Annotated in this window: 7 protein-coding genes; 4 read left to right on the forward strand and 3 right to left on the reverse strand. The window is 50.5% G+C overall.

Annotated elements, in window-relative coordinates; translation table 11 throughout:
* Window positions 1-81 precede the first annotated feature (81 nt).
* Complete coding sequence (locus tag K2G43_RS01210) at window positions 82-1044, reverse strand: site-specific integrase (RefSeq protein WP_300152755.1); 963 nt, start codon at window positions 1042-1044, stop codon at window positions 82-84.
* 596 nt (window positions 1045-1640) lie between these two features.
* Between K2G43_RS01210 and rpsO the strand changes: the two genes are divergently transcribed.
* Window positions 1641-1910 (forward strand): 30S ribosomal protein S15, encoded by a 270-nt coding sequence (gene rpsO / locus K2G43_RS01215; protein WP_297644968.1) that lies wholly within the window; start codon window positions 1641-1643, stop codon window positions 1908-1910.
* 86 nt (window positions 1911-1996) lie between these two features.
* Here the strand turns inward: rpsO and K2G43_RS01220 are convergent, their stop codons facing one another.
* Window positions 1997-5914: a response regulator gene (locus K2G43_RS01220; protein ID WP_366524946.1), complete on the reverse strand. Its 3918-nt coding sequence runs from the start codon at window positions 5912-5914 to the stop codon at window positions 1997-1999.
* Between the two features lie 406 nt (window positions 5915-6320).
* On the opposite strand from K2G43_RS01220, the gene K2G43_RS01225 reads away from it, so the two are divergent.
* From K2G43_RS01225 to K2G43_RS01235, 3 genes are all read left to right on the forward strand, one after another.
* Entirely contained in the window at window positions 6321-9323 is a 3003-nt protein-coding gene (locus tag K2G43_RS01225; protein WP_297644051.1) for a TonB-dependent receptor, read from the forward strand.
* A gap of 13 nt (window positions 9324-9336) precedes the next feature.
* Window positions 9337-11037, forward strand: a complete 1701-nt coding sequence (locus tag K2G43_RS01230; protein ID WP_297644050.1) for a RagB/SusD family nutrient uptake outer membrane protein — start codon at window positions 9337-9339, stop codon at window positions 11035-11037.
* A 212-nt stretch (window positions 11038-11249) separates the two neighbouring features.
* Window positions 11250-11723, forward strand: a complete 474-nt coding sequence (locus K2G43_RS01235; protein WP_297644049.1) for a hypothetical protein — start codon at window positions 11250-11252, stop codon at window positions 11721-11723.
* A 97-nt stretch (window positions 11724-11820) separates the two neighbouring features.
* Here the strand turns inward: K2G43_RS01235 and K2G43_RS01240 are convergent, their stop codons facing one another.
* Window positions 11821-13329 (reverse strand): SusD/RagB family nutrient-binding outer membrane lipoprotein, encoded by a 1509-nt coding sequence (locus K2G43_RS01240; protein ID WP_297644048.1) that lies wholly within the window; start codon window positions 13327-13329, stop codon window positions 11821-11823.
* Between the last annotated feature and the right edge of the window lie 10 nt (window positions 13330-13339).

Genomic DNA, 13339 nt, shown 5'->3' on the forward strand with positions numbered 1-13339 from the left:
TATTTGGATATATCTATTGCACGTCCTACCTTTGTGGTCTAATCCATCTCTTGGTAAGAGATGGATCCAAAATCCCCTCCTTCAAAGCAGATTTAATATGCGTTTATTGGCTTTATCAATGACAGCCGTATCGAGTGAAGCCAGGTAAATCAGCGTTGTGTTTTCAGAATCGTGTCCCATTCCTTCACTGATGACGGAAAGCGGTATGTTTTGCGCTTTTGCCACCGTGGCCCATGAGTGGCGCGCCACATACATGGTAAGAGGGATGGGAAGTTTCAGCTTCTTCCCTATAGACTTCAGTTTCCGGTTGACGAGATGCAGCGCATTGTCGTATTGCTTTCTCTCATCTTTTCCCACCTCGCGAATGATGGGGAGCAGATAGGGGGATTTTGAAAGCATGGGATATTTATCGAGAATGTCCTGCATACATGGTTCCCACCGGATGCAAAGCCGCTGTCCGGTTTTCTTGCGCCGGTAGGTGAGGACTCCGTCTTTCAGGTCGTTCTTCTTCAGATATGCCATATCGACAAACGACATGCCACGGGTATAGAAGCTGAACAGAAACATGTCGCGGGCAAAGTCCGGCCACGGACAGCCCGCCAGATCCATGTTCCGGATGGTGCGGATCATCTTTACGGGCAATCCGCGCCTGATGGTTTTCTCCACTCCCGTGTACACCTCTTTGAACGGGAATGTCTGCACGGTCAGGCCCCTTTCCACGGCCCGGTTGTAAACGGCACGCAAAATCCGGTTGTAGAAGGAAATGGTGTTCATACTCAAGCCGGTCGATTTGAGATATGCCTCGTAGGAAACCAGCAGATCGGCATCGAACTCGTGCCAGAAGAGATCCTTCCCTTGACGGAAACGCATGAAGCTGTTGAGTGTACAGGCGTAGGTCTCTCCGGTGCGCACCTTGCCCAGTTCGTACATGCGGTTGATGTTTTCCTGCATAAACGGCTGCAACGTTGTTTTCTGCGAAATTTTGCTTTTCGCCTGTTTACCCTGCTTGGCGGTAAACTTTGATAATTCCTTGATAGATACCATAAAATAAAAAAATTAAGTGAATAAAAAAGTGAGATTGTGTCGAAATGAGGAAAAGGCAATCCTAACGATATAAATCAGGCACGGATTTCACGGATTAATAAAGAAGAAAACCGTGTAAATCCGTGTAATCCGTGCCCAAAAAAGAAAGCAGCAGGTTTGTTTCGCCCCTATCGAGGGACAAAGATGTATTTTTATAGTCAAACAGAATTGAATTGCGAAAAAGGAGTTATCGGGAGTTATTCGGGAGTTGAAAAGCCGATACGCTTGTGCGGGATGCCGTTGCTGAAATATCGGCTTTCGCTCACGGCTCTTTTATTTAGGCACTATAGTGATTTTCAGACGCGGATTGAGTGGATTAAGCGGATTTTATTTTTATCAGTTACATAAATAATCCGCCCAATCCGCTGAATCCGCGTCTGAAAAATGAAAACGCCTTTGCATGAAAGGGCTGTGGGCTTCCCCCCCCCCTTTAACTCCCATAAATGAAAAATCCGTGATAAAAAACAATGGATATCATTGCGATATGAAAGTTTATCTCTATCTTTGCAGCCCCGAAAGGGAATAATCTTATCATAAACATTTATTAAATTAACGTTATGTATTTAGACGCTGCTAAGAAGCAAGAAATCTTCGGCAAGTACGGAAAGTCCAACACTGATACTGGATCAGCTGAGTCTCAGATAGCTTTGTTCTCCTACCGTATTGCCCATCTGACCGAGCACCTGAAGCTCAACAGAAAGGATTATAGCACAGAGAGAGCTTTGACAATGTTGGTAGGTAAACGCCGTGCGTTGCTGAACTACCTGAAGGATCGCGACATCAACAGATATCGTGCCATCGTTAAAGAACTCGGATTGCGTAAGTAATTCGCTTACAGCAAAAGAAATGAAAGATGAGGGTGAGGCCGTTCTCCGGCACACCCTCATCTTTTTTATGTATCGGGATATTCAGGCTACTCACGAACCGACAGGGAATCGGAAGAGGCAGCTAAATCCGGAATGGCATGCGGATGAGAGTCGGAAGCATCCTCTTGCTTCTGCTTGATTCTTTTTTTATATTGTGTAGGCGTCTCCCCCATGTATTGTTTAAAGGCGGTACTGAAATAGGAAGAGGTGGCAAAGCCTACTTTCTCAGCAATATCGGCAAAAGGCAAATCGGTGTTATTAATCAGCTGTACAGCCTTTTCCATACGAAACTTATTGACATATTCGTTGGTACCCATACCGGTCAAGGCTTTCAGCTTGTTGTAAAGGGAAGCACGGCTCATGCCCATCTCCTTGCAAATGAAGGCTATATCCAGCAGCGTGTTCGCTTGGTTTTCTTCAACAATTTTGTTCAACCGGAAGAGGAAACTTTCATCCGCCCGGCTGAACGTCACCTCTTCGGGAACAGGCAAGGATCCGACAGCCATGTAGCGCCTGCAGACGGCGTCACGGTCCTTTAACCGGTTGCGCAACAATGCCACCAGCGTATCGATGTCAAAAGGTTTCATCAGATAGCCATCAGCCCCGTTTTTATAACCGTCTTGCTGGCTCTGTTCATTGTGACGGGCGGTCAGCAATATGACTGGGATATGGCTGATATCGACATCCTTCTTGATTTCGGCACACAGCCGATAACCGTTCATACGGGGCATCATCACATCGCTAACCACAATATCGGGCATATTGGTTTTCAGCAGCCGCAACGCCTCCACTCCATCAAGCGCAGTGAATACCCGCTTGAAGTACCCGCCCAGCGACTCCTTCAAGAAACTGATCATGTCCGGATGATCGTCCACCACCAATATGCTGTATGCCGAAAGGTCGAATCCGGCTTGTTCAGGCATGCTTTCGTTCTCTTCGTCTTCCATCAGTTCATTCAGATAAGCGCCCGCCTTGCATGCCACTTCATCTTGCTCCTGCTTCAACGGCAGACGGAAGAAGAACGTGGCACCCCGCCCATCGTTGTTGTGGGCACCCATGCTACCTCCGTGCTGTTCCACCAGTATTTTGGAATAAGACAATCCGATGCCGGTTCCCTGCTTTCCACTATTTCCCTGATAAAAGCGGGTAAACAGCTTCTTCATATCCACCTGCCGCAATCCGCCCCCTTGATCAGATACGGACACCTGTACCGCGTCGCTTTCGTCCAACAATTCCGATGTGATGGTTATCGTCGAATGCTGTGGACTTTGCTTCAGTGCGTTAATCAACAAGTTGTTCAGCACTATTTCGCATTTATCCTTATCCAAATCCACCATTCCTATCCGCAAGTCAAGGTGATAGACAAAGTCCACCTGCACCGCTTTTCCTTCATCGGCAAAATCCTGTGAGATGTGTTTTATCCACTCATTCAAGTTGCAAGGCTGCATGTGCATCCTGACTTCTCCCACTTCCATCTTGCGCACATCAAGCACGGTATCTATCAAAACTTTCATTCGCTTCGACTGCCGGTAGATGATAGCCAAGGAGCGGTATTGTTCGTTTTCAGGCGACAGCACTTTCAGCATCCGGTGCAAAGAGGCATAAATCAACGTCAGCGGAGTACGCAACTCATGGCTGACATTAATCAGGAAACGGACTTTCTCTTCATACAACTGCTGTTCGTGCTCTTTCATCGCCCACTTCATCTTGCGATCCTTGCTTTTCAGCAACAGTCTGAAACTTCCTACGGCAAACGCACATACCAGCATACAACATCCCCCTATCGCCCACCACGTCTGATACCAGGGAGGTAGCACCTTCAGCCTCAGCATTACCCGCTCCGGTATCCAGCTTCCGTCCTTGGCCATGCACGAAGCCATGATTCGGTAGTTACCGGGACGAAGCGCACGCATCTCCAGTTCTGCGTTATACGATTCCATATAGTGGCTGTTCGGTCCCACAATGCGATATCGGTAGAGTTTCTGCCGGAAGATGTCCTCCTCTTTCGTCATCAGCCGGATGGTGATATTGCTGTTACACGGCACACTGAGCACCTCGCTTGCCTCCATCCGCCTATTGACCGATTGTCCGTTGAGAATGATGCCCGACAATTGCAGTTCCGGCGAATAGGTCAGCTTCGTATTCCATTTGTCGCTGATGTGGAGCAATCCCCTCACGCCTCCTATATAGATATCATTGTTTTCGGTCACCAACTTAGGACGCGGTAGGTATTCGTTGGAAATCACTCCATCCGATTCGCCGAACAAGATGAAGCGGTTTTCAACAGGCAAATAGGTGAAGAGCCGGTTTTCAGCCCCTATCCAAAGTTCGCCGCCGGGACCGAACACCAACGAAGAGACCGCAATAAACAGATTCGTACTCACCGGTTCCAGCTTCCCGTCATGAGGCGAATAGCGGCTAAGTCCCTGATTGCTGCCTATCCAGAAATCACCCTGTCCGTCACGGACCACGGCATTGATTTGCATGTCATCTCCACTGGCAAACAATTCCTTCAGCGACAAGGTTCGGTGGTCAAGTACATAGATACGCTCGATGTCGAATAGGTAGGTGTGATCCTCGTCATGACAAACAGATTGCAACGTACCCCAGCTGACGAGGTTCTCTTTTTCTTCTTGAGCAACGGAAAAGGAGCGTTTCTCCAAATCATAAACATAGACGTGGTCGCTCAATATCAATATGGTATGGGGCGTATTCCGATAGAGATAGACGGAATAGCCGCTTCGGGAAATAATCTTGGAAGTCTTTTCGTCAATGACCTTAAAAGGAGTCTTGACACCCGTGCGCGTGTCAAAGACAAAAAGCTCGTCGGCAAAGAGCGAAAGCAACAACTTGTTCGGAGCGAACTCGCAGATGGAAGTAATCTTGTCCTTCCGCGTAGTGGGATAGTGGGTGAATCGTTTCGTTTCGGGATTGAAGCAGCTCAGTCCTCCCCCATCGGTGCCTATCCATATCCGGTCGGGAGTTTCCGGATGAAGGCACAAAACGATGCTATGGCTCAGTCCCCAATGGCTGTTCCACGGAACATCCGTATATGTCCTCATGGTGGCCAGCCTGACACTAATAAGCCCGTTATAGACCCCGCCTGTCCAGACATTGCCGTATGGGTCGCAGTGCAGACAATTGATGGAATTGGTGGGCAAAGAGTAGAGTTTCTCCCCCAAGACATGCCTCAAATGGGTGAAACGACGCTGTTCCGGTTCCAAAATATCGATACCCTCGCCGTCGGTTCCCAGCCAGATTTGCCCTTCACGTTCAGCGATGCAGATGACAATGTCGCTTCCCAGTTCCGAGTTGCGGGTGGTATAGGAGGCAAGCAACCGTCCGTCAGAAGAGTAGCAATACACCCCCTGGTTATAAGGAGCTACCCAAATCCGTTTCCGCGAATCAACAAACAATTCTACAATCTCTTTGCCACAATCTGCAAACATAGGCGTGGAACATCCGGTATTCATATCTACAGCGAGAACACCTTTCCATCTGCTGGCACACAACAGTATATCAGATGAGATAGCCGCCATACGTATAATCGAAAAGCCTTCCGCATGCTCCAACCGGTATAGTTTCTTCAACCGATGCGTATCTTCATCATACCTATAAATACACTCTTTCCCACCAAACAACACATTTTCATGCCACTGGCAGACGGAATAGACCATACAAGGATTCCCTTGCTCGTCGGTCAGTGTAGTAAAAAGGTTGCTGTAATAATCATAAAAAGTCACTCCCCCATCCGTCAGTATCCACAGGTTGCGATGCCTGTCTTCCATGATTTGAAATATCTGATTGCCGGGCAACGAAGCGGCGTCTCCCTGCCTATGGACATAGCGTTTATATTCATGTCCGTCAAAACGGCCTAATCCTGCCTGAGTGCCAGTCCAGATAAAACCACGAGTATCGGCAAATATGCAACTAAGAGTAGTAGGAAGTCCCGCATCCAAAGTCAACTGTTTATAGAAATAGTGACCAGCGCAGAATGATGTGGAGGAACAAAACAAGAAAAAGAGGAGCAGACAGACCACTCTATATAATAAAAGTTCCACAATTTTCATAATATAATCAGATAACAAACTTTATCGCAAAGGTAGTTTTTAATTCCATAGGCGCAAACAAAATGGGAACCAAGTTTCAGTTTCTTTTGCCCTTTCAAAAAGAAGCAAGTTCCCAGAAATAACGTAAAAAGGGGGTTTTACAGACATTATTATTCATTTTTGAAAATTAAATAGTTATTTTTTGAATTCTCCTTCGCTCGCCTTATCCTACTTTTGCGCCATCGGTCACAGTCTCAAAAAAAAAGAGACATGGCAATGTGACCGTGATAAATAAAAATTGTTCAACTCTAATTTATTACTTATGGAAAAAGGAAAGAAACGGTCTCTCCAAACAATCCTGTTCGCAACGGGATTACTGATGACCGGTGGAAACATGTTTGCCAATCCGGTTCCCGATTACACAGCGTATGCGGTAACCCAACAGACCATGAAGGTGACCGGTACCGTATCGGACATGAACGGCGAACCTCTGATTGGTGTAAACGTCGTACAAAAAGGAAACACCGACAACGGAACCATTACCGACATTGACGGTAGATTCACCTTGAATGTAGCCAACAACGCCACGTTGGTTTTCTCCTATATCGGTTACAAGACCCAGGAAGTTGCCGTCAACGGACAGCAGACCCTGCGGATAAAACTCAGCGAAGACAGCGAAACGCTGGACGAAGTGGTTGTCATCGGTTATGGTGTCGTGCGCAAGGCAGACCTTGCCGGTTCGGTAGCCGTAATGGATAACAAGGCTTTCAAGGACCAGCCCATCACGCAGGTGAGCGACGCCCTGCAAGGACGTGTTGCCGGTGTGAACGTAGTGAGCGACGGTATTCCCGGCGGTTCGGTGAAAATCCGTATCCGCGGTAACAACTCCATCAACAAGAGCAACGACCCGCTCTATGTGGTGGACGGCATGGTACGCGAATCGGGCCTTGAAGGCATCAACCCCGAAGACATCCAGAGCATGCAGATATTGAAGGACGCCTCCTCTACCGCCATCTACGGTTCGCGCGGCGCCAACGGTGTAGTCATCATCACCACCAAGGGCGGTGTGAAGGGACAGAGCACCATCACCTTCGACGCTGCCGTAGGTGTCTCCAATGCCACCAACCTCCCCGAAATGATGGGAACCAAGGAATACGCGCAGGCATTGGTTGACTATGCAGGCATCCCGCAAAGCGACCTGACCGACTACCTGAACGGCACCAAACCGGGCATCGACTGGAAAGACCAGATATTCCGCACGGGCGTTACCCAGAACTACAAGTTAGTGCTCTCCAAAGGTTCCGAAGCCGTGCAAAGCTACTTTTCAGCCAACTACATGAAGCACGAAGGCACTATTGACAAAACAAGCTACGAACGCTACTCCGCCAAGGCAAACTTCAAGACAAGCATGAGCAAATGGCTGGATCTGACTGTGGACATCAACGCGTCACACAGCATCGGCCACGGCATCGGCGGACTGGAGATGGGCGGCTACAACCCGTTGTGGATTGCCTTCAACTCCTCTCCTACCATGGACATGTTCGACAAGAACGGCTACTATACATGGGATCCCTACTGCACCATCCAGGAAAACGCACGGGGCATCATCGCCAGCAAGGATAACGAACGCCGCCGCGACGTGTTCAGCGGCCACATCGACCTCCGATTCAACCTGCTGAAAGGACTGACGTTCACAACAAGCAACGGCGTGGACTACTACAACAGCACCGGCTACAGTTTCACGCCCCTCATCACCACCGCCGGCAAGAACAACGACATGAGCAACAGCAACAACCAGCGCATGCTGCTCCAGTCGTCCAACAACATCACCTGGATTCACGACTGGGCGGACAAGCACTTCCTCACCGTGACCGGCGTATGGGAAGCCACCAAGAGCGACACACGCGCCATGGGCATCAACGGCAGCAACCTGCAAGCCGAATCCGTAGGTTGGTGGGACGTGAAGAACGCAATGACCCGCGACGCTTCCAACTCCTATTCCGACTGGGCATTGCTCTCAGGTGTGGGCCGTGTCATCTACAACTACGACAACCGCTACATGCTGACCGGAACGTTCCGTGCCGACGGTTCCAGCCGCTTCACCAACAACAAATGGGGTTACTTCCCCTCTGTTGCCGCGGCTTGGACGGTTTCCAACGAATCGTTCATGGAGAAATACCGCGATGCCGTCAGCAACCTGAAGGTACGTGCCAGCTACGGTATCATCGGTAACCAGGACATCGCTCCCTACTCTACCCTTGCCCTGCTGAACGCCACCACCACTTACTTCGGCACCTCCAACGGCGTGACCGGTTACTGGTCCAACTCCATCGCCACCCCCGACATTAAATGGGAAAAGACGAAACAGTTTGACTTCGGTATCGACCTCGGCCTCTTCAACAACCGCATCGACCTGAGCTTCGACTTCTTCAGCAAGAAGACTTCCGACGCATTGCTGACCACCCAGCTCGCCAACTACCTGGGCGGAACCAGCTACCTTATCAACGCCGGAGAGGTTGCCAACAAAGGTTTCGATGTCTCGCTGACCGCCAACATCATCCAGAGCAAGGATTGGAGCTGGTCAACGACCCTGAACGGCACCTACCTGAAGAACAAGGTAGAGAAGCTGACCGCACAGCAACCCATCATCTACGGCGGTTCGTTCCAGTCTATCGTCACGGAATCCACCATCATCAAAGAGGGTGAAGCCATCGGTACATTCTACGGTTACCGTTGGGCAGGCATTGACAAAGACGGATATGACACCTACTATACCGCCAACGGCGATGTGACACGCACCCCCTCTTCCGATGACCGTGCCGTACTGGGCAAAGCCACTCCCGACTTCACGTTGGGTTGGAACAACTCCATCCGCTACAAGAACTTCTCTCTGAACGCCTTCTTCAACTCGGCATTCGGCGTACAGCGCCTCAACGCACTCCGGTTTGCCATGAACTCCATGATTGGTAACTCGCGCATGTTCACCGATGCCGGCTTCATCGACGAGATTGGCAAGACGATGCCTAACCCGAAAGTGGAAAACAACCAATACTTGGGCAACTCCACCAAGTGGGTGGAAAACGCCAGCTACTTCCGTTGCGAGAACGTGACACTTGCCTATGACCTTCCGAAGAACATCACGAAGTTTGCCGACCTGCGTCTCAGCTTCAGCGTGCAGAACCTCTTCACCATCTCCGGCTATAAAGGTTCCAATCCCGCAGGCTTCTCGTTCAGCAGCGACGAAGGCGACCGCTCCAACGGTATCGACACCGGTACCTATCCCACTCCGAGAACATTTACATTTGGTGTACGCATGAACTTCTAATCATTAATACAGTATGAAAAATAAAATATTATCCGGCTGCCTGCTTGCCGCATCCATCTTGGCGACAACCTCTTGCAGCGACTTCCTGACCGAAGACCCCAAAGGGAAACTGACTCCCGACACCTATTTCTCCAACCAAGCAGAACTGGACATGAGCGTCTATGCCCTCTACAGCAAGGTGCAGGAGTACCAGTGCAACTCCAACCCGATGATTGTGCAGTGTCAGGGTGATGACGTGACCTCGACCACCGGCTCCAACAAAGCCGCTTACCTCTCTGCCGACGCATACGAGGTCCCGACCGACTCCAAAGGCTTGAACGACACCTGGAGCCGTTTCTACAACATCATCAAGGCGTCCAACCTAATTATCGACAACGCCGCCAACGCCAAGACGAGCGCCGAAGAGATCAGCATCGCCATGGGACAGGCTTACTATTGGCGCGCTTACGCCTACTTCAACCTGGTGCGCGTGTTCGGCCCGCTACCCCTGATTCTGCACAACGTGCCCGACAACAACACCACACCGCTGACATCGGTTGAAGAGATTTACACACAAATCCTTGCCGACCTGAGCGAAGCCGAGAAGTGCAACCTGCCCGCCAAGTACACCGCCGCCAACCGTTCCATCGACGGACAGAACATCTACGTCTCCAGACAGACCGTGAAAGCCACGCTTGCCGCCGTCTATATGTCGATGGCAGGCTTCCCATTGAACAAGACCGAAATGTATGTCCAGGCAGCCGCCAAGGCGAAAGAGGTCATTGACGGCGTAAACAACGGCACCTATCCCCATGGATTGCTCGATGCTTACGAAGAAGTCTTCTCCTATGGCAACAACCACCACTTCGAGACCCTGCTGGGCATCGACTACAATGCCACGCCCGGCGGTTGGTCGGGATACGACTCACAGCTTTCATCCTGCCACCAGTCCGGCAAATTGAACGGATGGGGCGACTTCCTTGCCGAACGCCGCTACTGGAAGAACTATCCCGACGGTCCGCGCAAAGATGCCGTATATGCCAAAATGATTCGCCTGAACAACGGTGAGGTAGTGGATTGGTGGGCAACCACCGACGGCGAGGCCTACAACGGAGAGAACAACGCCGTTCCCGATTTCCGCCCGATGTTCGTCGCCTTCACCGTCAACGATGTCGACGGTCCCGCAGCCGATCCCTACGACTATACCAAACCTTTCTGGAGCGGTATGTGCATCAACAAGCGCCACCAGTTGATTCGCTACTCCGAAGTACTCTGCTGGTATGCCGAATCGGCTGCCCGTTCGGGTGGTGACCTGAGTGCCGCCAAAGCTGCCTTGAAGCAAGTGCGCGAACGTGCCTACGCAGACCCCGCCGCCGTGCAGGCAGTAGACGCCATGAGCGCCGACCAGCTTGCCGAAGCCGCCTACAACGAGCACGGCTATGAAGTGGCTGGCTACGTGCTGGCAATGGTAACCCGCCGTGCCGACGAGTTCCGCATGAACCGCATCAAAGAGGCTTACGACTACCGTGCCGGCGCCCAAAGCGAGGTATTGGTACCCGCCGGAACCTTGACCCACAGCGTGGATAAAGACGGCAACCCCTTCACCTACACGCTGAAAGCCAACGTGACGGCGAAGGAAGAGATGTCGGTAACCGCCGCTTGGAACGGCGATGCCTCCATCTATCACAACTATCCGCCTACCGAAGTGGAAAAGAACCCCAATCTGAAACGATAAACAACCGGGTTGAAAGACCATTGGAAGGCCCTATAAATAGGTAGGTAAAAAAGAATCCGTTGACGGGAAGTCAACAAGTAAACAGGGTAATAAGGGAACAAAGCCGGCTTTGTTCCCTTTCCTTATATCGGGCCCACGTTGCCTAATTGCACAATGCACCGTGCAGGAAACAGGAAGAATTGCACGTTCCATTATGCAATTTTCATCAAATCTTGCACAATCCATCATGCAAAACGCTATCGAAGGGATGGAACCTCCCGCCCTACACGCTGCAAGAGATATTGGCAGGCAAAGTGCAGTTCCCCTACGAAGAGGAACGCCCGCTAAGGCTCTTCAAGGAGTACCTCACGAGCGGTTACTACCCTTTCTTTCAAGACACGGAATTCAGCTTACGCCTGCGCAGCGTCATCCGGCAGATGATAGAAGTGGACATCCCCCTGTTCGCCGAAATGAACATCACCTCATCGGCAAAACTGAAAAAGCTGCTCTACGTACTGGCGCAAGGCGTCCCCTTCAAGCCCAACTACTCCAAGCTGGAACGTGACCTCGACATCAGCCGGAACACCCTTCCCGCCTACATCGCCTATCTGGAAAAAGCAGGACTGATAAGCCTCCTGCACGAAAAAGCCAAAGGACTGAAACTATTGGAAAAGGTAGAGAAAGATAAAACGTTATCAAGTAGCTGACAAAGCAGAAAGAACATGTATAGCAAAGGAGGCACCCTCATCACTGAGAGCGCCTCCTTCTGTTTCCATGAAATTTTAAAAGAGAATTTATGTCGTGTCACCTCTTGTTCCACCATACACGCTGGTCGCGGGTGTCATTGCCATCCAAATCGGCCTTCACGGCAGCTTCATAATTATCGACATTGCCTTGGTAGATTTCGCTGTCATACTGATGACGGTAGGGCACATGGCTGACAGTGGTGCAGACAGGACCTACTTCCAGCTTCGGGACGTCGAAACGGCGCCAGTCGGACCATGCTTCAAAACCATCGGCCATGAAGCCGCTGATCCAACGTTGCAGGGCAATCTTTTCGATTTTCTCCGCATCTGTGCCGGTATAGGCAACGGCAGCCTGGGCAATGTATTCGTCAGCGCCTTCAGCTCCCCATTGTTCGAACGAAGCCTTGATGCCGGCTTCATAAAGAGCTGCCGGATCGGCCTGAATCCAGCCACGTTGGGCGGCTTCGGCCTCGATGAGCAACATGCGGGCAGCCGTGATGATGGGGAAAGTGGAAGCCACCTGGGTCAGCGAAGGATTGTAGAAGCAGCAAATCTCGTTCCATTTTCTCACTTCGGAAGATTCGATACCCAGCGGCATACCGATATACTTGTCGAAGTCCTTCAAATCTTCGTCGGACACGCCGGCTTCCGCTTGCGTCTTGCCAAAAGGTATCAAGGAGCAAGTCTGGAACAGACGGTTGTCCTTCAGCTCTTTCAGCTGATCGACATAATATTTGTTCGGCACAAAGTTGTAGTTATAGTTTGTACCGTTATAGTACAGATAACCCACCGTATTCGCATCAAACGTATAGTTCAGGTTGTAGGCGTTTTCCTCGATGGCACCGTCGGCATAAGCCTGCGCAAAGCGGGCACGACCCTCTTCGGGAGCCACATCCGCCAGCTTGATGGCAAGCATCATACGGATGGAAGCGTTCAACTTCTTCCAGGCACGGATGTCACCGTCATACAGGATGTCGGCCGTGCTCACCGAACCGCTTTCGTTGAATTGGCTGTATGCTTCCTTCAGGTCGGCATCCAATTTGGCATAAACCGTTTCCTGTGAATCGAACACCGGAGTGAAGTTATCGTCGTCCGCCTGAAACGCTTCCGTATAGGGAATGGGTCCCAGTGCATCGGTCAGGTGCATATAGATGAATCCCATCAACGTGCGTGCCACCGCAATCTGGTTGGCATTGTCACCAAATTGCACGATGGACGGCTCGTTCTTTGTCGCCTCATCGCTGTTGAAGTCGATAATCTTCTTGCAGTTTTTCAGCGGGTAGAGGTAATAGGAATTGGTGCCGAACGTGGGACCACCAAACGCGCCATACTGGTTGTTGTTTTTCTCCGACATATAACCGGGATACATCTGCGTCCACGGATAGTAATAGTTAGAGTTCAGAGAGAAATACTTCACATAAGTGCAGGCGTATGTGAACAACATACCTGCATTAGCATCCGACGGCTCATTGGGGTCTTTGTTGATATCGCCAAAATCAGTCATGTCACACGCGGTGAATGCCGTCGCAAGGCTGAGAGATAAGAATAATGTTTTGATATATTTCATAATGGATTTT

This window comes from Bacteroides sp., from assembly GCF_029057325.1.
GTDB lineage: Bacteria > Bacteroidota > Bacteroidia > Bacteroidales > Bacteroidaceae > Bacteroides.